The following is a 19,497-nucleotide window of genomic DNA, read 5'->3' as shown; positions in this document are numbered from 1 at the left end:
TCTGCCGGCTGGTTCGAGCGGTGGGAGTCCCCGGCCGGCTCCGTGCCGGGCTTCACAGCTCTTCGCCCTCTCGTCGCGCGCCCGGCGCGAGCGCCCCGGAGGCCGGCTCGGCGGGTGGGGTGGCCCCTTTCATGGACTCGATCTGCCGGCGCTGGTTCTCGACCTCCAGCCGGAGGATGGCGACGTCCTCGGCCAGTGCCCGGGTGCGATAGGTCAGAGTGCTGGCTTCGACCGACAGCTGCAGACAGACCAGCATCATTGCCACGTCGGCGAAGACGAAGAGCAGGTTCATGCCCTGATGGATGCCGAGGGCGCGTGCGATCCCGTTGATGATCGGCGGGTAGACGGCCACGACGAGGGTGACCAGCCCGGCGAACAACCACACCAGGGTGTATTTCTCCTTCAGCCACCCGCGGCGGATCAACAGGTACATCAGCACCAGGGTGATCACCCCGAGGGCGGCTCCGAACAGTTGCGCTGTCACGGCGACTCCTCTACAGCAGGCAGTTCGTGTTTCAGCCGGGCCGGCACGAGGAACGCGGGCACCAGCCGCAGGACGTGGATGGCAGACCGGGCGGAGGTCTGGCTGGCAGCACCACCCTGCCGGGGACGCATCGCCACGCCGACCTGGCGCACCTTCAGGCCGTGCCGGGTCGCGATGAGCAGCGCTTCGACCGTGTCGCCCAGGTATTCGGCCGGGTAGTGAGCGGCGAAGAGGGACAACGCGCGCGGCCCGAACGCCCGGAACCCCGAGGTGACATCCGTGAGTGTCGTGTCGCTGTGCCGGCTCACCGAGCGAGCCAGGGCACGCATCACCAGCCGGCGTACGAGCCCGACCTCATAGTCGTCCTCCTCGTCGGCAAACCGCGCACCGATGACCAGGTCGGCTCCGGACAGCTCGGCGAGCAGCGTGTGCGCGGTCGCCGGGTCGTGCTGGCCGTCCCCGTCGATCTGCAGCGCGACGCGATAGCCGTGGCGGATCGCGTAGCGGAAGCCGGTCCGCAGTGCTCCGCCGACGCCGAGGTTGAACGGCAGCGTGACCACCCGGGCACCCGCGGCTATGGCAACGGGACGGGTGTGGTCGGTCGATCCGTCGTCGACGACAAGGACATCGGCGTTCGGCAGGCACGCCCGGACCTCGTGCAGCACGGCGCCGATGGTCTCGGACTCGTTGTAGCAGGGGATGATCACCAGGAGCCGGTCGTCGTCTAGAGCCACAGGTTCACCAGCTTCCGGTATGTCGTGGACAGGGCGTTGACCGCGGTGATCGCCCCCGGCACGGGCACGTTGGCCGGGTCGAGCGTCGCCGTGAATCGCTGCATCACCTCTCGGTCGGGCCGGCTGCGCTCGGCTTGCAGCTGCCGGTGCCGGTCGAGCAGTTGGCGCCGGTGCCTTAGCAGCCAGCCGTAGCCGGCGAGTTTCTTGCCCAGCCAGCCCTGGCTGGCCGACATCGCCAGCAGGCCGACCTCCTGACCGAGCAGGGCGGGCGCGAGCAGGCCGAGCGTGCGGCCGCTGTATGTGGTCAGCAGCGTCATCAGCCGGTTGCGCTCGAGCAGATAGAGCTTGCCCGGGTTGCGGCTGAACTCGTAGTGGTGGGTCGCCACGGCACCTGGGACGTAGACGACGGTGCGGCCCCGCTGCCAGGTGCGGATGGAGAGCTCGACGTCCTCGTGGTAGGCGAAATAGCTCGCGTCGAAGCCGCCCAGCTCGTCCCACCACGCACGCGTCAGTGCGCAGCATGCGCCGCTGGCGCTGGAGACCGGTCCGGCTTCGGTATGCCGGTCGGCGGGCTCGCCATACCCGCCCGCCCAAGCGAGGCCGAGGTAGTGGACCGGGTTGCCGACGCTGTTGATCACCTCGGGGTCGTCGGCGAGCCGCAGGCTCGCGGTCGCGATGCCGACCTGCGGGTCCGACACCGCGTCGACGAGTGCCCGGATGGTGTCCGGGCGGACGGCCGCGTCGCAGTTGAGCAGCACGACGACCTCGGCGTCGGTCGACTGCACCCCCAGATTGCAGCCGGCGCCGAAGCCCAGGTTGTCTCCGGCGGACAGCACGGTCACGCCGTCCAGTGTTCGCACGGCCTCGATGGCAGCAGGCTCGGCACCGTTGTCCACGATGACCACCTGTATGGCGACACCGGTGGAGGCCAGGGCCGACCGGACGGCTTCGTTCAGGTCGGGCTGTGGGCCGTAGGCGACCATGACGACGCAGGCCGTGTCTAGGTGAGCCACGTGTTGATTCCGTCCTGTGAAGTGGTGGCGCCCGCCCGGGCCCGGGCGAAGAGGGCGAGCAGCTGTCCGGCGAGAGCTGCGATCCCCCCAGCCACGTAGGACAACTCCAAGCGTAAGAATAGCGATCCGGGCATCAATACGACGACTGCGACCAGCACGACGACCGACAGTGTCCACGCTCCCGCGGACAGGGCGGCCGAGCCGACGGCGACGACGGCGTTGCCCGCGACGATGGCCAGCATCGCGACTGCGGTGCCGGCCGCCATCAGGGTCAGGTCGCCGCGGCCCATCCCGTAGCCGTGCCCGTACATCGCACCGACCAGCGTCGGCCCGAAGATCGCCAGGAGGCCGGTGAACAGGCCCATGCCCGCGCCGACCAGCGCGAAGAGGTTGCCGAGTTGCCGTCGCAATGCCCGGCGGTCGCCGTCGGCAACGGTGTGCGCCAGCCCGGGCAGTAGCGCGGCCTGCACGGCGGCGAAGACGAAGAGGGGGAGCCGCGCCACCATCAGCCCGCCCAGGTAGCGCCCGGCCACGCCGGGCGACTGGCCGGGTGCGGCCTTGGCGATGACCGGGGCGATGTTGACCAGGATCTGCATGGCGAGGGCCCCGACGATCAGCCAGGCCAGGATGGTCAGCTGGGTGCGGCGCCCCGGGTCCTCCTCGGTCACCGTGACGTCGAATTCGCGCTGATGCCCGCCGCGGGTCGGTCCGAGCGTCACGATCACCGAGATCACGAGCGCGAGCGCCATACCCAGGGTGAAGCCGGCGAGTGACCAGGCCAGGGCGACCGCCGCCACGCCGACGACCATCCGGATCACGCCTTCGATGGCGAGTTGGGCGCCGTAGGCGGCATACGTGTCGTGGCCGGCGAAGATGCCCCGTGTCACGTACGCGCCCCACATGCCGACCGTTGCGATGAGGAGAGCGGCGTATGTCGCTTCGGAGCCGTCGAAGAGCCGGTCGACCAGCACTCCGTGGAGGGCGACGGCGATCACGAGGAGTATGGCGAGCGCGACCGTGGAGGTCCGGATCAAGGTCCGCACCACCGCGCGCTCCTGTGCGGGATCCGCGCGGTGCACCGCGATGGCGCGCCCGATCGCCTGCTCGAACGGTAGGAAAACTCCGGGACCACCGGTGTAGATCAGCACCCACAGCGTCGACAGCACGGCGAATTTCTCCGGGCCCAGATGGCGCGCGCCGATGGCCAGGAACACGTAGGAACTGAGGCCGAACAGGCCCAGTCCGAGACCGACTTGAACGGTGCCGGCGGGCAATCGTGCGGTCAGCGAAGTCCACCGTGCACGTTGCACGCCATACCACCCTTCCCCGTTGTCGAGTCCCGAGACTACAGACGACGGGGACCGGCCGGGCAGCGGGAGGGTGGACGTCGCCGCCGTCACCGAGCGGACAGGTGTTGCGGTGAAAGGGCGCGGCTCGTCGCAACTACTGACCACTCGGCGGGCGAACGCTCCCGTCAGAAGAGCCCTTCCGCGAGCGGGGTCGGCGACCCGAACCGGTGGGCGGTGACGGCGATGGCCTGCTCGTGCAGGAACGGCAGCAACTCGATGCGGCCGGCCTCGACGACCGGTTGCGCATAGAGCGCGACGTCCGCCCGGCCCGCGCTGGCCGTTGCGAACGCGGCACGGCTGCCACCGATCAGCCGCACCCGGTGCGGAGCGCCCGAGCCCTGCAGGCGCGCAGCCCAGGCGGTTTCGTCCTCGCTCACCACGCGCGCGCCGGCTGCCGTCAGCGCGCGAGTCAGCGACTCATCGAGGGACACCCCGAGTGACACCGTCACCGGCGCCCCAGCCGTGACACCGGCAGCGACAACCCGCGTCACCATGGCGGGCTCATCGGCCTCGACCCGGACAGTGACCGGGACCGGCAGGTAGCGGAAGGCGTTCTTCTCGGCGAGCAGCGCGGAAACGTCCTTGACCGTGCTGAATTCGTCGCGCCACGCCGCGGCGTCGGAGCCTGTGGCCCGGCGCAGAAAGTCGGCGTCGTCGCCGGTGCACCCCGACGCGTCGAGCAGCCGCTGCACCTTTGCCGTGACCGGCGCCGCCTGTGTTGCCTCGCGCGGCGACCAATCAGTCAGTCCCACAAGGTAATTGGTGCCACCGGCCTTTGTGCCTGCACCGACCGCCGACTTCTTCCAGCCGCCGAACGGTTGCCGCCGAACGATCGCGCCAACGGTCGTGCGGTTGATGTAGGCGTTGCCCGCCTCGACCCGCCCGATCCACGTCTCCAGCTCGGCACGCTCCAGCGAGTGCAGGCCGGCGGTGAGGCCGTAGTCGGTCTCGTTCTGTATGGCGATGGCCTCGTCGAGATCCGCAGCCTCGATCAGACCGAGCACCGGCCCGAAGTATTCGGTGAGGTGGTATGCCGAGCCGCGTCGCACCCCGGTCTTCACGCCGGGCGACCACAACCGGCCCTCCGCATCCAGCTGTTTCGGCTCCACCAGCCACGATTCGCCGGCATCCAGCGTTGTCAGCGCGGTGCGCAGTTTGCCGCTTGCCGGCTCGATGATCGGTCCCATCTGGGTGGTGGGGTCGCTCGGGAGGCCGACCTTCAGCGACCGCACCGCGTCGACCAGCTGGCCGTGGAAGCGCTCCGAGCGGGCCACCGAGCCGACCAGGATGCCGAGCGACGCAGCCGAACACTTCTGTCCCGCGTGCCCGAACGCTGAGTTGACCAGATCCTTGACTGCCAGGTCGAGGTCGGCGTTCGGCGTGATGATGATCGAGTTCTTCCCGGACGTCTCGGCCAGCAGCGGCAGGTCCGGCCGGAACGTGCGGAAGAGTGCGGCCGTGTCAAAGGCCCCGGTGAGGATCAGCCGGTCGACCTTCGGCGACGCGACCAAAGCACGACCGACCTCGTTCTCCGGCACGTGCACCAAGCGCAGCACATCCTGAGGAACGCCTGCGGCCCAAAGAGTTTGGACCAGCAGCGAACCGCACCGGGCGGCCTGCGGTGCCGGCTTGACGAGCACCGCAGAGCCGGCGGCGAGGGCTGCCGCCATACCCCCCGTCGGTATGGCGAGGGGGAAGTTCCACGGTGGCACGACCAGCGTCAGTTGCACCGGCACCGGCGCGGCGCCGTCCACCAACTCCAGTCCCTCGGCGAGATCGGCGTAGTAGTTGAGGAAGTCGATCGCTTCGGAGACCTCGGGGTCGCTCTGGTCGAGGGTCTTGCCGCACTCGGACCCGGCGACCTCAAGCAACTCAGCACGTCGCTTCTCGAATTCGATGGCGGCAGTGCGCAATACGGCCGCGCGCTCAGCGGCGGGTCGCGCACCCCGGGCGGCACCGGCCGCGTGCGTCTCGTCGATGATCGTCTCGACGGCAGCCACGTCGTCGACCGTGTGCGCGGTCACCAGGTCAGTCCCCAGCGTGGAGTCCGCGATGCGCGCGATGATGCCGGCACCCCACTCCCGGTTACCCGCAAGTGACGGGTCGGTGTCCGGCGTATTCGCAAACCGTGTGAGCGGTTCGTCGGAGACGGTTGCCCGCCGGTCCTGCACCCGGTTCGATGCCGGCACCTCGCCGGTCACCGCGCCCAGCGATGCGACGAAGCGCTCCTTCTCCCGCCGATAGAGCGCCTCGCTGTCGTGCAGCTCGAACACCGCGGACATGAAGTTGTCCTGGCTGGCGCCCTCCTCGAGCCGGCGCACCAGGTAGGAGATGGCGACATCGAAGTCCTTGGGGTGCACCACCGGCACGTAGAGGAGCAGGTCGCCCACGGTTTTCCGCACGGCCTCGGCCTGGCCCTCCGCCATACCGAGCAGCATCTCGAACTCGACCCCATCGCGAACGCCGTTGTGGCCGGCCAGGATCCAGGCATACGCGACGTCGAAGAGGTTGTGCCCGGCGACGCCGACACGAACGTTCGCCGTGCGCTCCGGCTGGAACGCGTACTGCAGCACGCTCAGGTATGACGTGTCCGTCTCCTGCTTGCTGCCCCACGTGGCGAGCGGCCAGCCGAAGAGCGAGCTCTGCACCCGCTCCATCGGCAGGTTCGCACCCTTGACCAGGCGCACCTTGATCGCGGCCCCGCCGCGCGCCCGCCTGGCCGCCGACCACTCCTGCAGCCGGATCATCGCCGACAGTGCGTCGGGCAGGTAGGCCTGCAGCACGATCCCGGCTTCCAGGCCGAGCAGTTCGGGGCGGTCCAGGATCTGCGTGAAGACGTCGATCGTCACGTCGAGATCGTGGAACTCCTCCATATCCAAATTGATAAATTTCGCTGAACCGGAAGCGGATTGGGCCGCGGCATACTGATAGAGCGGCATCAGCCGGTCGACGACGTCGGCCACCGTCTCGTCATGCGACCAGGGGGAGTGCGGCGCCACACACGCGGAAGCCTTGATCGAGACGTAGTCGACATCGGGCCGTTCGAGCAGCCGCCGGGTGCCTTCCAGGCGCCGGTTCGCCTCGGCCTCACCGAGCACCGCCTCGCCGAGGAGGTTGATGTTGAGCTTGACGCCGCGCTTCTTGATGCGACTGATCTGCGCGCCGAGTTTGGAGTCGGTGGCGTCGATCAGCAGGTGGCCGACCATGTGCCGCAGCACCCTCCGCGCGACGGGGATCACGACACCCGGTGCGGCGGTGGACAGCGTCGCACCGGTCCGCAAGGCCGCTCGCTGGTATGCCAGCAGGAATTGTGGTGTCTCCTGGACGATTTCGCGCAATGCCTGTGCCGCGACCGCCAGGTCTTCGGGCCGGATGACCCGGTCCACGAAACCGACGGTGAAGTCCAGGCCGTGCGGGTCTTTCAGCACCTCAGCGAGCCGTTTCGCCGAGGAGTGGACCGGCTGCGCAGCGGCTGCGTCGAGCCAGGCACGCACCTGCTTCTCGACGTCGGCGACGAGCTGCGGGTCGACGGTGGTGCCGGTCACGGGGTTCTCCTCGGGGTGTGCGGGACAGAGTGCTTCAGCACGAGTATCGAGCCAACCATCCATTCGGGTAAAGCGATGTTTTCTGATGGATTCGCTTCGGATAATCTGAAGCATGCTCGAGGTGCGACGACTGCGCTTGCTGCGCGAGCTCAGCGGCCGAGGCACGATCGCCGAGGTGGCCGACGCGCTGCACCTGAGCCCGTCTTCGGTGTCGCAGCAGCTCAGCCAGCTGGAGCGCGAGGTCGGCGTGCCGCTGCTGCGCAAAGTCGGCCGCCGGCTCGAACTCACCCCGTCCGCCGAGGTCCTGGTCGAGCACACCGAGCGGATCCTCAGTGAGCTGGAGGAGGCCGAGAGCGCGGCGGTCGGGGTCTCCGGTGAGGCATCCGGCACGGTGCGCATCGCGGTCTTCCAGTCGGCGGCCGTCGCGTTCATGCCGCGCCTGCTCGCCGAGCTGGCGGAGGCACACCCCAGGCTGCGGGTCACCATGTCGCAACGCGAGCCGGAGGAGGGCATGCGGGAGACCGCGGCACACGAGTTCGACCTGGTCATCGCCGAGCAGTACCCCCACCATGCCGCCCCGCGCTACCCGTCGCTGGACCGGGTGCCGCTCACCGCCGACACGCTGCACCTCGCGGTCCCGCTGACCGGCGAGCGCTTCGCGGCCGTACATTCCATCGCACAGGCGTGGGACCTCCCGTGGGTGATGGAGCCGGGTGGGGCAGCTTCTCGGCATTGGGCCGAACAGCTGTGCCGGCAAGCGGGATTCGAGCCCGACATACGTTTCGAGACCGACGACCTGCAGGCTCATCTCGCCCTGATCGAGTCCGGCAACGCGGTCGCCGTGCTGCCGGATCTGATGCTGGTGCCGCGGCGCCCCGCCGCGCGGCTGATCGACCTGCCCGGTGATCCGAAGCGCTCCGTCTTTACCTGCGTGCGCACGTCGAGCGCCCGCACGCCGGCCGTTGTCGCCTGCCGCGCGGTGCTCGCGGAGGTCTTCCCAGAGGCGGTGCGGCTCGAGTGAGCGTCAGGGCGCGAGCAGCCCCTCGAACGCGATGGCGGTCAGTGCCTCGGCGATCGCCTCTGGGCTGGTCCGGCCGCTCGGGCGCACCCATTCGGACAGCGAGTTGACCATCCCGAAGAGCAGCCGGCTGATCAGATCCGGCGGTATGTCGGTGCGTATGCCGCCCTCGGCTGCGGCCTGCGCGACCAGCTCCGCCAGGGCCGCATCCAGCTCACGGCGGCGCGCCAGCGCGGCGAGTTCGGCGGGGCTGTTGCCGCGCACCCGCAGCAGCAGGGTCACGGCCGGAAGGTGCTCGATGAGCGTGTCCACGCTGCCTCGGACCGCGTGGCGCAGCCGCTCGATCGCCGTCGCGTCCGTCTCGGAGCGAGCCGCGGCGACCACCGTCGCAAGGCTGTCCAGCGCCTCGTCCAGCGCCTGTTGCAGCAGGTGTTCCTTGCTCGGAACATGGTGGTAGAGAGCAGATTTGGTGAATCCGAGGCGAGCAGCGAGGTCGCCCATGCTCGTGGCGTCATATCCCTGTAGGTTGAACAGCTCAATCGCTTCGCGCAAGACCGTCGCCTGATCATTGCCTGGGCGGCCGCGGCGACGCGGCGCCGGCTGCGCGGCTTCGGATGTCATGCCCCGAGACTGTCACAGATTTGCGGCCGGGATCCCCGGCATGCGTCAACCACTCACCAGCGGTATGGCGAGCAGCCCCAGGTCCAGTGCGACGACGGCGGCGATGATGGACCAGCTGCACGCGGCGAAGCCACGCCGGCTGGCCCGGCTGCCCATGACCGAGCGCGACGAGGTCAGCCGCACCAGCGGAATGAGCGCGAACGGCAGACCGAGTGCCAGCACCACCTGTGACCAGACCAGCAGGCTGACCGGAGCTGTGCCGAGTGCGAGCAGCGCGACCGCAGGTATGACGGCACCGGCCCGCCGGGCCAGCACCGGGATCCGTCGGTGCAGCAGGCCAGACATGACGACCTCACCGGACTGGATGCCGACCGTTGTCGAGGCGAGTCCGCTGACGAGCAGCGCGAGCGCGAAGGCGGTCTCCGCGCCGTCGCCGATCCGGGTGCCGAGTGAATGCGCGATCGCGCTGAAGTCCTGGTCGGTGTTCCCGCGGAGCGCAGTCGCGCCGAGCACCAGCATGCAGACGTTGACCGACCCGGCCAGCACCATCGCGAGCACCACGTCGATGCGGTTGGTGCGCAACCGCTTCCGCAGCGTGCCGCCTTGCTGGGTGGTCAGCGACGAGTGCAGATAGATCGCGTGCGGCATGACGGTGGCGCCGACGATGCCGGTCGCGAGCAGCACCATCTGCTGATCATGCAGTTGCGGGCGCAGATCCACGCCGGCGGGCGCCGGACCCATGGCGACACCGAGCACGAATCCGGCTCCGATCAGGGCGAGTCCACCGATCATGACCAGCTGGAAGCATCGGTCGCCGGCCCGGTCCCGGACGATCAGGAGCGCACCGCCCACGACGGCCGTGACGATCGCGCCCTGCCACATCGGCATGCCGAAGAGCAGATGCAGCGCAATGGCCGCGCCGACGACCTCGGCGAGGTCGGTGGCGATGATGACTGCTTCGGCCTGCAACCAGTAGAGGAACCGGCTCGCCGGCGACATACGGGCACCGAGTAGTTCTGGCAGCGAACTGCCGGTGATGGCACCGAGTTTCGCCGACAGATACTGCACCGGGCCGGCGACCGCGATCGCCAGGACGACGACCCATGCCAGGCCGAAGCCGTACTGCGCGCCGGCCGTGGTGTTGGTGGCGACGTTGCCGGGATCGACATACGCGATCGCGGCGACGAACGCCGGGCCCAGCCGCACGAGGTGCGCACCCCGAGCGGCCGGACCCGTCCTGCGGCCGGCGCGGTATGCCGGGACGTCTCCGACCGACTCCGCGCTCACGGTCAGGACCCTGCTTGTGCGTCCACCTCGTAGCTGGTGTTGATCGACTCGAAGAAGTTGACCAGCTCGAGAGTGTCGTTGGCGGTCGCCATCCATTTCGCGGGATTGCTGACGCCCCAGTGTGGTCCGAAGCCGAGTTCCTCGAGCCTGCGGTCGGCCAGGTAGCGCACGTAGGTGTTGATGTAGTCGGCGTTCAGCCCGAGAATCCCGCGTGGCAACAGGTCGCGGTTGTACTGCTCCTCCATCTCCACCGCGTCCAGGATCATCTGCCGGATCTCGTCGGCGAACTCCTGGGTCTGCAGGTCCGGGTTCTCCTCCAGCACGGTCAGGATGAGATTCATCCCGAACTTCAGGTGCAACGACTCGTCGCGCACGATCCAGTCGATCAGCGAGCCGAAGTTGCGCAGCAGGTTGCGCTGCCGGAAGCTCAGTGCCACCATGAAGCCGCTGTAGAACCAAATCCCTTCCAGCACAACGTTGTACGCGACCAGGTTGCGCACGAAGTCCCGCTTACCCTCGGTCGTGGAGATGTCGAGCGTCTGCTCCGCCATCCGCTGGATGTAGCGGACCTCGAACTCCTCCTTCGCGGCCATCGACGGTATGTCGATGTGCGCGGCGTACGCCTCGGCGCGGTCGATCGGGAAGGTCTCCAGCACGTACTCGAACGCCATGCAGTGGTTCGCCTCCTCCCACATCTGCTTGGCGAGGTACAGGTGCGCCTCGGCCGCGCCGACGTAGGGGTAGACACCGAACGCGAGCGCCTTGTTGACGAGCAGCTCGTTGGGGTTGAAGTAGCTCATCAGGAACGTGACCGCGTGCCGTTCCTCGTCGGTCATCCGCTCGAAGTCGGCCAGATCCTCGCCGAGCTGGATCTCGTGCGGGAACCAGGTGTTGGCGACGGCCTGGTTGTAGAGGTCGTACGCCCACTGGTAGCGGATCGGTTTCAGCAGCAGTGCGTCTTGGATGCCGGCGCCGAGGATCGAGCTGCTGTGCACAGGGGTGGTGGATGTCATTGGCATGCCTCGCAGTTCAAGAGTTCCTGGGGGTCCGTGGGACAGGTGAAGCCCTCGGCGAAGACGACCTCCGGAGCTGCCGTCGGTGCCTGTTCGGCCATCGGATCGGCCGGTGTGACGGCGATGGATCCCTTGTCGCTGGCTGGCTGAGTAGCCGAAGCGAACCCATCCGGTGTGGCTGGCTGAGTAGCCGAGGAGCGAAGCGGGGGAGCGTATCGAAGCCCGCTGTCCTCAGCCCCCTCCGCAATGGTTGTTGCTATGGCCGAGGGTGCCGCTGCTCGTCGCGCAAACCCGAATCCACCTCCGGCCCGGCCGGTTTCGGCTGCCTTGTTAACCTTCACCGTCGACTGCTCGGCCTTGTGCCGCGGCTTCATGTGCAGGTAGTAGGTCGTCTTGACACCCTTGCGCCACGCATCTACATACAGGTCGCTCATGCCGCCGATGTCGCGCGACTCGAGGTAGATGTTGCGGCTGATCGCCTGGTCGATCCACTTCTGCGCGCGCGAGGCGACCTGCAGGTATGCCGTGGGCGGCAACTGGAACGAGGTCTGGAAGACCTCCAGCAGGTCCTCCGGCACACCGTGCACGACCGAGAGGTCGCCGTGGGAGCGCAGCAACTCGTCGCGCACCGAGTCCCAGATGCCGCGTTCTTGCAGGGCGGCAACGAGATTGCGGTTGACCTCGAGGAACTTTCCGGAGGAGGTGGTGCGTGAGAACAGCTGGGAGAACTGTGGATCCAGACCGGGCGTGGTGCCGGCGACCAGGCCGATGGACGCGGTCGGGGCGATCGCCATCAGCGTCGCGTTGCGCACGCCGTCCTTGACGCGGTTGCGCAGTGCATCCCAGTCCAGCTTCGAGGTGCGCGGCACGTCGACCTCGACCCCGCGTCGCTGCTGCAGCGTCTCGAGGGTGTCGATCGGGACGAGTCCGCGCGACCAGCCCGACCCCTCGAAGTTGGCGTAGGCGCCGCGTTCCTGGGCCAGATCGCACGAGGTGTCGATCGCGTGCCAGCTGATGAACTCGGCCAGTTCGTCGATCAGATCGGCGGCCTCCTCGGAGGCGTAGGAGAGGCCAAGCTTCTCGACGACGTCGGTGAAGCCCATGAACCCCAGGCCGATTGCGCGGTTCTGGTCGTTGGAGTGCTCCGACTCGGGCACCGACGAGCGCGTAATGTCGATCAGGTTGTCCAGCTGCCGCACGGCGAGGCGCACCGACTCGGCGAGTCGGTCCCAGTCCCAGGTGCCGTCGTCGCTGAGATGGCGAGAGAGATTGATGGACGCCAGGTTGCAGACGGACACGTTGTCGCGGTCCTGCGGCAGGGTGATCTCGGTGCACAGGTTGGACAGGTGGATCGTGCCGGTGTTGTCGTTAAGTGCCCGCTGGTTGATCGTGTCCTTCCAGGTCAGCCAGGGGTGCGACGTGGTCTGCAGGGAGACGAGGATCGCCTTCCACTGCGCGCGGGCGCGAATCTTCTTGAACGAGCGTAGTTTTCCGGTCTCGGCCAGGGCGACATACTCCTTGTACCTGCGGGAGAAGTCGTCACCGACGAGTTCGACCAGGTCGGGGGTCTCCAGCGGGTCGAAGAGGTACCAGTCGTCGTCGGCGACGACGCGCTTCATGAACTCGTCGGACAGCCAGACGGCGGTGTTGGCCGTGCGGGTGCGCCGGTAGGGGTCGCCGGCGTTCTGTCGCAGGTCGAGGAACTGCGGGAAGTCCAGGTGCCAGTTCTCCATGTAGAAGCACAGCGCACCGAATTTCTTCCCGCCGCGGGAGACTGCGCGCAGGATCGAGTCGATGGTGTGCATGAAGGGGATCGGGCCGGTGGAGGACGTGTTGTTGCTGCGGATCGGACTGCCCTCGGAACGCAGCTTCGACACCGAAAGCCCAATGCCACCAGTGCCTTTGGTGAGCCACATGACGTCGCGCATGGACTTGGCGATGTGCTCGATGTCGTCGTCCATCTGCATCACGAAGCAGTTGGACAGCTGTGGCGTGTTGGTGCCCGCGTTGACCAGTGTCGATCCGGCCGCGAGGTAGTCGAGGGAGGCCATCTTGCGGTAGAAGCCGATCGCTGCCTGGGTCGGGTCCTTCTCGTTCACCGACATGCCCATGGCGACACGCATCCAGAAGTATGCCGGCACCTCGAGCGGCTTCCGCCGCGAATCCGTTGCCATGTAACGGTTTCGGAGGGTCACGATGCCGATGTAGCGCAGACCGTCGTCGAGGTGGTGGTCGAGCGCGGCGGCCAGCTGTTCGAGGTTGAACGCGGAGGCGAGGCGCGCGTCGAAGAGGCCGTCCTCGACCGCTTCGCGGATGTACCCGGGGAACCGGGCCTGGTGCAGCAGCGCGAGCTCCGTCTGGGTCTCGAAGTCGCCGAGGACCTTCTTGTAGATGGTCTTGAGCAGCAGGCGCGAGGCGACGACGTCGAAGTCGGGATCGTCCTTGACGTTCTGCACGGCGACCGAGATCGCAGCCTCGTCGAGCTGTTCAGTGGTGATGCCGTCGAAGAGCGTGATCGCCAGTTCCGAGGCGATCTGCATCGTCATCGACATGGCGTTCGGCAGGCCGGCTGCGGCCCGTTCGATCGCGCGGTTGATGCGGTCTGCGTCATACGGCTCCCGTGAACCGTCGCGCTTGGTCACGTTGATGGCCACGTGCGGTGTCTCCCGTCGTCCCTCGCTGGCCCGGTGGGAAGACGGCGAAGCGGGCAGGACAGCTGGCTGCCCGCTCGTTCGTCAGCCCTTCCCTCGCGGGCTGCGGTCGGTCCCGTCCGCGGGTGCGCGGGCGGGGCAGTGGCAGGTCTTCGGACTCGTGACTCCGTGCGCTCGCGCGCACACCTACTGGTCGTCGCTTCCCAGGCTCATGGCCCAGTGCTGATGACGACGGTCGTCCTCACTCACCGCTGCGGGGGCAGTGCCGGACTCTCACCGGCTTCCCTCTTTCGTCGGCTGTTGCGGTCACCTCCTACGGTGGCCGCAACAGCCGAACCAGCTGCGAGAGACACATTATCTAGTGGTTGCCTGTTTGCCAAGCCCCTAGATGCTGTAGTTGCAACGCTGTAATTTCAGCGATGTCAAATCGGCGGAATGGCGCGGGTATGGCGAGGGCCCGCACTGCGGGGAGGGTGTCCCGAAGTCGCGACGGTCGAGAGTTGGGGACGGGAAACCGGGCTGAGAGCGTCCCGAAGTCGCGACCGTCGAGAGTTCGGGACGGGAAACCGGGCTGAGACCGTCCCGAAGTCGCGACGGTCGAGAGTTCGGGACGGGAAGAGCAGGAAGGGAAAGCTCCGAAGAGCGAGTGACGAGAATCGAACTCGCGTATTCAGCTTGGGAAGCTGATGTTCTACCATTGAACTACACTCGCGCGCTGCGAGCGGCGGGACAGCTCCCGTGCTCGAGACGGCAGGAGTCTAACCCACCGGCTGAGCCACCGAGCATCAGCCCGGCCGGTACCGTGACCACTGTGCTGCTCTCCGACCGCGACATCCGTGCCCAGATCGACGCCGGCCGTGTGCGCCTCGAACCGTATGACGAGGCGATGATCCAGCCCTCGAGCATCGACTTCCGGCTCGATCGCTATTTCCGGCTCTTCGACAACCACAAGTACCCCTTCATCGACCCGTCCGCGGAGCAGGACGAGCTGACCCGGCTGATCGAGACCGATCCCGGCGAGCCGTTCGTGCTGCACCCCGGCGAGTTCGTGCTCGGGTCTACCTACGAGCAGGTGACGCTGCCCGACGACGTCGCCGCACGGGTGGAGGGCAAGTCGAGCCTGGGGCGGCTCGGTCTGCTCACACACGCAACCGCAGGGTTCGTCGATCCGGGTTTCTCCGGCCACGTGACGCTGGAGTTGTCCAACGTCGCGACCCTGCCGATCAAACTCTGGCCGGGGATGAAGATCGGCCAGCTGTGTTTCTTCCAGCTCAGCAGTCCCGCCGAAAACCCTTACGGGAGCGAGAAATACGGTTCCCACTACCAGGGGCAGCGAGGCCCGACCGCGAGCCGGTCGCACGTCAACTTCAACCGGGCGCAGGTCTGACCGGTGTCCCGCTTCGAAGTCGGCCCGGCCCACGACGGGGCGCACCCGTTCCTCGCCCTGCCTGACGGACGGCGTGAGGTCGAGGCGGTCGCGCTGCTCTTGCACGGTGGTGCCGAGCAGGGAATGCAGCCGACGACCAAACACAGCCCTCCAGTGCTGCGGATGGTCGCCGTCGGACGCGGCATCGAGCGCGGCACCGGTGGCCGGGTAGCGGTCGCAACGCTGCGTGACGCTGTGCGCGGCTACAACGACGAGGCGCGGTCACCGGTCGTGGACGCGCGATGGGCGGTGTCGCGGCTGCGTGAGCTTTACCCCGGCCGGCCGGTCGCGCTCGTGGGGCACTCGATGGGTGGCCGGGTGGCACTCGAGCTCGCCGGCGAGGACGGCGTGACCTCTGTGGTCGGCCTGGCCCCCTGGATTCCCGAGCAGTATGACGTAAGCCCCTTCCTCACCCGGCACACCTTGCTGCTGCACGGAAGCAAGGACTTCGTCACCTCGCCGCGGGAGACCGCCGAGCTGGCCGAACGCATCAGTGCTGCCGGTGGTGACGTGCGCATCGTGCTGCTGCCCGACTGGCACGCGATGCTGCTGCAGGCGCGCGCCTGGCACCGGCATACGACCAAGTTCCTGCAGGAGACCCTCCTGTCCTGAGCGCGCAGGCATGACCTGCCGTCCGCGGGGTAGAACAATCGGCGTGCGTCGTCCGGAACAGGTTGTCAGTAGTCCTTGTTACGTTGGTTGGCCGATGCGCGAACTTCGCGAGCGCCAACCGAGGTGGGATCCGAGTTGTGACCGGACCGAAGGACAGGACGTGATGGGCGCATGATCCGCTTCGAGCAGGTGGTCAAGATCTATGCCGGTGGGCAGACCGCGGTCGACGACCTGACCTTCGAGGCGCCGACCGGCCAGATCACGGTGCTCGTCGGGCCGTCCGGGTGTGGCAAGACGACGTCGCTGCGGATGATCAACCGGATGATCGAGCCCACGAGCGGGCACATCTCCATCGACGACGAAGACGTGCAGTCGGTCAACGCAGCGCGACTTCGCCGCGGCATCGGCTACGTCATTCAGAACGCCGGTCTCTTCCCCAACAAGCGGGTGGTCGACAACGTCGCCACGGTGCCGATCCTGCTCGGCGCACCGAGATCACAGGCCCGCACGCGCGCTCGCGAAGTCCTCGAACTCGTCGGATTGCCCGGAGATTTCGCCGATCGCTGGCCGTCGCAACTGTCCGGCGGCCAGCAGCAGCGCGTCGGTGTCGCGCGTGCGCTGGCCGCTGACCCGCCGGTAATGCTGATGGATGAGCCGTTCAGTGCGGTCGATCCGGTGGTGCGCGAGCAACTCCAGGACGAATTCCTGCGGCTGCAGCGAGAGCTGGGCAAGACCATCGTCTTCGTCACCCACGACATCGACGAAGCCCTCAAGCTCGGCGACCAGATCGCGGTGATGCGCGTGGGCGGCAAGCTCGCGCAACTGGCCGACCCGGCATACCTGCTCGCACACCCCATCGACGACTTCGTGGCCGGATTCGTCGGCCGCGACCGGGGTTACCGCGCGCTGACCTTTGCCCAGACCCCTGCGCTGCCGCTGGCAGCCGAGCCGACCGTCCCGCTCGGCACCACCCCGCAGGAGGCGCGCGCCGCAACCCGGGACGGCTGGCTGCTCGTCGCAGACCACGGTCGCCCGGTCGGCTGGGTGGAGCCGGAGCACATTACCGCCGCCATCGAGCCGGCGATGCTGCACCGCGGCGGCACCGTCGCCCGGGCCACCGGCCCGCTGCGCGCGGCCCTGGACGCTGCCCTCTCCTCCCCGAGTCGCAGGGGAGTCATCACTGACGACGACGGCATCCTGCTCGGGACCGTGCGCGCGCATCAGGTGCTGGAGGCGATCGAGGCCACCGACCGGCCCGAAGTGGACGAGGCCGACATTGCCCCGGCCGGTCCGACGTCGCGGGCCGACAGGTAGCGACCATGCTCTCCTTCATCCATGGCCACTGGTCGGACATCCTCAGCCGGGCGATCGACCATGCCTGGCTGGCCGGTCTGCCGCTGCTCCTCGGCCTCGCGATCTCGCTGCCGCTCGGCTGGCTGGCTCGCCGTGCCTCGTGGCTGCGGGTGATCCTGGTCGGCGGGTCGAGCCTGCTCTACACCATTCCCTCGCTGGCGCTCTTCGTGCTGATGCCGATCGTCGTCAAGACCACGATCACCGATCCGGTCAACGTGATCATTGCGATGACGATCTACACCGTGGCACTGCTCGTGCGGACGGTGGCAGACGCGCTGGGCGCGGTTTCCGACGAGACCAGACAAGCTGCAATCGCCATGGGTTACACGCCCATCCGACGCTTTTTCGGGGTCGAGCTGCCGCTCGCCGTGCCGGTCATCTCCGCCGGCCTGCGCGTCGCGGCCGTCAGCAATGTCGCCATCGTCAGCGTCGCTGCCCTGCTCGGCATCCGGCAGCTGGGCTTCTACCTGACCGACGGCTACCAGCTCAACTACTGGGCCGAGGTCTGGACCGGCATCGTCGCGTGCCTGGTGCTGGCGTTGATCTTCGACGTGCTGATCCAGGCGATCACGCGCGTGATCACCCCCTGGCAGCGGGCGGTGGCGTCGTGATCGCCCAGGTATGGCGGTGGCTTGTCGACGGCGCGCACTGGCAAGGCGGCACCGGCATCGCCCAGCGGTTGCTCGAGCACCTGGAGTATTCCGGCATGAGTGTGCTCATCGCTGCGATCATCGCGCTGCCGATCGGCGCATTCATCGGGCACGCGGGCCGAGCGAAGTGGATCATCGCTGTTGCCAATGCCTTTCGCGCGATCCCCAGCCTCGGCCTGCTTTTCGTGGTGGCCATGTGGTTCGTGTCGCGGTTGCAGGGCGATGCGGCATACCTCGTGCCGACGATCATCGTGCTGGTCATCCTGGCGATGCCCCCGTTGCTGGCCGGCGCCTACAGCGGTGTCAGCGAGGTCGACCCGGCGGCGCGCGACGCGGCATACGGCATGGGTATGACGCACCGCCAGGTGCTCACCCGCGTCGAACTACCGTGCGCGTTGCCGCTGATCTTCTCCGGGCTGCGCAGTGCGGCACTGCAGGTGATCGCGACCGCCACGATTGCGGCCTCCATCAGCGTCGGCGGTCTCGGGCGATATCTCATCGACGGGCTCGCGAACAGCGACTACACCGAGATGGCCGGCGGAGCGGTCCTGGTCGCAGCGCTGGCTCTCGTCGTCGACGGTGTGCTCGCCGCGCTGCAACGACTCGTGGTGCCGGGCGGACTGCGCACGGCACGTTCGGCACGTCGCAGACGGCGTGCCTCCGCGGTGACACAGGCGTCACCGACTGGCTGAAAACCTCGACCCCACAATGAAATTGAGGAAAACCATCATGAAGCGCACCATGTCAGTTGCGGCATTGACCCTCACCGCGACGTTGGCGCTCGCCGCGTGCGGCGGAGGCAGCAGCAACCCGCTCAGCAAGAACTCCAGCACCGGAAAGGCCCCGGCCGGCACTGCTGCGGCGGGTGCCATCCGAGTCGGCGCGGCCAACTTCCCCGAGTCTCAACTGATTGCGGCGATCTACGCGGCGGCACTTAACGCGAAGGGCGTCAAGGCGACGACAGGTGACCCGATCGGCGCGCGCGAGGTCTACCTGAAGGCGCTGCAGCAAGGGTCGATCGACCTCGTGCCTGAATATGCCTACTCGCTGCTCACCTACTACCAACCGTCCGCCACCCAAACGGCGCCGGCCGCGGTGCGCGCCGCGGTGATCAAGAAGTTGCCGGCAACCGAGATGCTGCTCAACGCGGCGGCCGCGGAGGACTCCAACACTGTCACGGTCACCAAGCAGACCGCTGACAAATGGGACCTGAAGACCATCGCGGATCTGGCCAAGCACTCCAGTCAGGTCACCTTCGCCGCGCCGCCGGAGTTCCAGGGCCGTGAACAGGGTCTGAAGGGGCTGAAGGAGAAGTACAACCTGGTGCCGAAGTCCTTCCGGGCACTGCAGGGCACGGCGATCGCGCAGGCGTTGAAGAACAACCAGGCGCAGGCCGCGAACATCTTCTCCACCGACCCGTCGATCAAGACCGACGGGTTCGTGGTGCTGCAGGACCCGAAGCACGTCTTCGGCACCGACAACGTGGTGCCGCTGATCACCAAGGCGAAGGCGACCAAGCAGGTGCAGACGATCCTCGACGCGGTCCAGGCCAAGTTGACGACCGACAACCTCGCCGAGATGGACAAGGAAGTGCAGGTCGACCACAAGGACATCGCCACCGTCGCGAAACAATTCATCTCCGACAACGGTCTGGGCTGACGCTCGGTCCGGCGGGTTGACGTTTCGGCCTGCCGGAACCCAGCACAGTGAGTGAGCACTCACTCACTGTGCTAAGTTCACC

Annotated in this window: 16 protein-coding genes, 1 tRNA gene and 1 riboswitch; of the genes, 7 read left to right on the top strand and 10 right to left on the bottom strand. The window is 67.7% G+C overall.

Going from position 1 to position 19,497, the window contains the following annotated elements:
* Window positions 1-52 precede the first annotated feature (52 nt).
* The 5 genes from EFY87_RS01820 to EFY87_RS01800 all read right to left on the bottom strand — a co-directional run bounded on the left by EFY87_RS01820 (window position 53) and on the right by EFY87_RS01800 (window position 7,188).
* Entirely contained in the window at window positions 53-484 is a 432-nt protein-coding gene (locus tag EFY87_RS01820) for a DUF2304 domain-containing protein (protein WP_123269588.1), read from the bottom strand.
* Complete coding sequence (locus tag EFY87_RS01815) at window positions 481-1,218, bottom strand: glycosyltransferase family 2 protein (RefSeq protein WP_123269586.1); 738 nt, start codon at window positions 1,216-1,218, stop codon at window positions 481-483. The genes EFY87_RS01820 and EFY87_RS01815 overlap by 4 nt, the downstream gene beginning before the upstream one ends.
* Window positions 1,209-2,231: a glycosyltransferase family 2 protein gene (locus EFY87_RS01810; RefSeq protein ID WP_148043208.1), complete on the bottom strand. Its 1,023-nt coding sequence runs from the start codon at window positions 2,229-2,231 to the stop codon at window positions 1,209-1,211. Before EFY87_RS01810 ends, EFY87_RS01815 begins: the two co-directional genes overlap by 10 nt.
* On the bottom strand, window positions 2,219-3,541 hold the full coding sequence (locus EFY87_RS01805) for a lipopolysaccharide biosynthesis protein (protein ID WP_123269582.1): 1,323 nt from the start codon (window positions 3,539-3,541) through the stop codon (window positions 2,219-2,221). The genes EFY87_RS01810 and EFY87_RS01805 overlap by 13 nt, the downstream gene beginning before the upstream one ends.
* A 164-nt stretch (window positions 3,542-3,705) precedes the next feature.
* Window positions 3,706-7,188 (bottom strand): bifunctional proline dehydrogenase/L-glutamate gamma-semialdehyde dehydrogenase, encoded by a 3,483-nt coding sequence (locus EFY87_RS01800; RefSeq protein ID WP_123269581.1) that lies wholly within the window; start codon window positions 7,186-7,188, stop codon window positions 3,706-3,708.
* Between the two features lie 49 nt (window positions 7,189-7,237).
* On the opposite strand from EFY87_RS01800, the gene EFY87_RS01795 reads away from it, so the two are divergent.
* On the top strand, window positions 7,238-8,146 hold the full coding sequence (locus tag EFY87_RS01795) for a LysR family transcriptional regulator (protein WP_123269579.1): 909 nt from the start codon (window positions 7,238-7,240) through the stop codon (window positions 8,144-8,146).
* A gap of 3 nt (window positions 8,147-8,149) precedes the next feature.
* Here EFY87_RS01795 and EFY87_RS01790 read toward each other — a convergent pair whose 3' ends face one another.
* The 5 genes from EFY87_RS01790 to EFY87_RS01770 form a co-directional block, all read right to left on the bottom strand.
* On the bottom strand, window positions 8,150-8,764 hold the full coding sequence (locus EFY87_RS01790; RefSeq protein WP_123269577.1) for a TetR/AcrR family transcriptional regulator: 615 nt from the start codon (window positions 8,762-8,764) through the stop codon (window positions 8,150-8,152).
* Window positions 8,765-8,809: 45 nt separating this feature from the next.
* Entirely contained in the window at window positions 8,810-10,051 is a 1,242-nt protein-coding gene (locus EFY87_RS01785) for an Nramp family divalent metal transporter (protein WP_245988295.1), read from the bottom strand.
* A 2-nt stretch (window positions 10,052-10,053) separates the two neighbouring features.
* Complete coding sequence (locus tag EFY87_RS01780) at window positions 10,054-11,070, bottom strand: ribonucleotide-diphosphate reductase subunit beta (protein ID WP_425459339.1); 1,017 nt, start codon at window positions 11,068-11,070, stop codon at window positions 10,054-10,056.
* On the bottom strand, window positions 11,061-13,718 hold the full coding sequence (locus tag EFY87_RS01775; RefSeq protein ID WP_123269572.1) for a ribonucleoside-diphosphate reductase subunit alpha: 2,658 nt from the start codon (window positions 13,716-13,718) through the stop codon (window positions 11,061-11,063). The genes EFY87_RS01780 and EFY87_RS01775 overlap by 10 nt, the downstream gene beginning before the upstream one ends.
* Before the next feature lie 123 nt (window positions 13,719-13,841).
* Window positions 13,842-14,071, bottom strand: a riboswitch (cobalamin riboswitch).
* A 285-nt stretch (window positions 14,072-14,356) separates the two neighbouring features.
* A tRNA-Gly gene (locus EFY87_RS01770) sits at window positions 14,357-14,427 on the bottom strand.
* 99 nt (window positions 14,428-14,526) lie between these two features.
* On the opposite strand from EFY87_RS01770, the gene dcd reads away from it, so the two are divergent.
* From dcd to EFY87_RS01740, 6 genes are all read left to right on the top strand, one after another.
* A complete protein-coding gene (gene dcd, locus EFY87_RS01765; RefSeq protein WP_123269860.1) occupies window positions 14,527-15,102 on the top strand; it encodes a dCTP deaminase in 576 nt (191 codons plus the stop codon).
* A 3-nt stretch (window positions 15,103-15,105) separates the two neighbouring features.
* Window positions 15,106-15,753 (top strand): alpha/beta hydrolase, encoded by a 648-nt coding sequence (locus EFY87_RS01760; RefSeq protein ID WP_123269571.1) that lies wholly within the window; start codon window positions 15,106-15,108, stop codon window positions 15,751-15,753.
* A gap of 171 nt (window positions 15,754-15,924) precedes the next feature.
* Entirely contained in the window at window positions 15,925-17,067 is a 1,143-nt protein-coding gene (locus EFY87_RS01755; protein ID WP_123269570.1) for an ABC transporter ATP-binding protein, read from the top strand.
* 5 nt (window positions 17,068-17,072) lie between these two features.
* Window positions 17,073-17,717: an ABC transporter permease gene (locus EFY87_RS01750; RefSeq protein ID WP_123269569.1), complete on the top strand. Its 645-nt coding sequence runs from the start codon at window positions 17,073-17,075 to the stop codon at window positions 17,715-17,717.
* On the top strand, window positions 17,714-18,448 hold the full coding sequence (locus EFY87_RS01745; RefSeq protein ID WP_123269568.1) for an ABC transporter permease: 735 nt from the start codon (window positions 17,714-17,716) through the stop codon (window positions 18,446-18,448). Before EFY87_RS01750 ends, EFY87_RS01745 begins: the two co-directional genes overlap by 4 nt.
* Window positions 18,449-18,485: 37 nt before the next feature.
* The gene (locus EFY87_RS01740) at window positions 18,486-19,415 is read left to right on the top strand and encodes an ABC transporter substrate-binding protein (protein WP_123269567.1); all 930 of its coding nucleotides are present in this window, start codon (window positions 18,486-18,488) and stop codon (window positions 19,413-19,415) included.
* The last annotated feature ends 82 nt before the right edge of the window (window positions 19,416-19,497 follow it).

This window comes from Flexivirga caeni (assembly GCF_003724155.1).
Classification (GTDB): Bacteria; Actinomycetota; Actinomycetes; order Actinomycetales; family Dermatophilaceae; genus Flexivirga; species Flexivirga caeni.
The sequence above is the reverse complement of the archived record's forward strand: the minus strand, read 5'-3'. Positions and strand labels throughout refer to the sequence as shown.

Bases quoted from the DNA above. Each gene is read 5' to 3' on its own strand.
- EFY87_RS01750 (WP_123269569.1), top strand. From the start codon at position 17,073: ATGCTCTCCTTCATCCATGGCCACTGGTCGGACATCCTCAGCCGGGCG.
- EFY87_RS01755 (WP_123269570.1), top strand. From the start codon at position 15,925: ATGATCCGCTTCGAGCAGGTGGTCAAGATCTATGCCGGTGGGCAGACC.
- EFY87_RS01795 (WP_123269579.1), top strand. From the start codon at position 7,238: ATGCTCGAGGTGCGACGACTGCGCTTGCTGCGCGAGCTCAGCGGCCGA.
- EFY87_RS01780 (WP_425459339.1), bottom strand. From the start codon at position 11,070: ATGCCAATGACATCCACCACCCCTGTGCACAGCAGCTCGATCCTCGGC.
- EFY87_RS01740 (WP_123269567.1), top strand. From the start codon at position 18,486: ATGAAGCGCACCATGTCAGTTGCGGCATTGACCCTCACCGCGACGTTG.
- EFY87_RS01790 (WP_123269577.1), bottom strand. From the start codon at position 8,764: ATGACATCCGAAGCCGCGCAGCCGGCGCCGCGTCGCCGCGGCCGCCCA.
- EFY87_RS01800 (WP_123269581.1), bottom strand. From the start codon at position 7,188: ATGGATGGTTGGCTCGATACTCGTGCTGAAGCACTCTGTCCCGCACAC.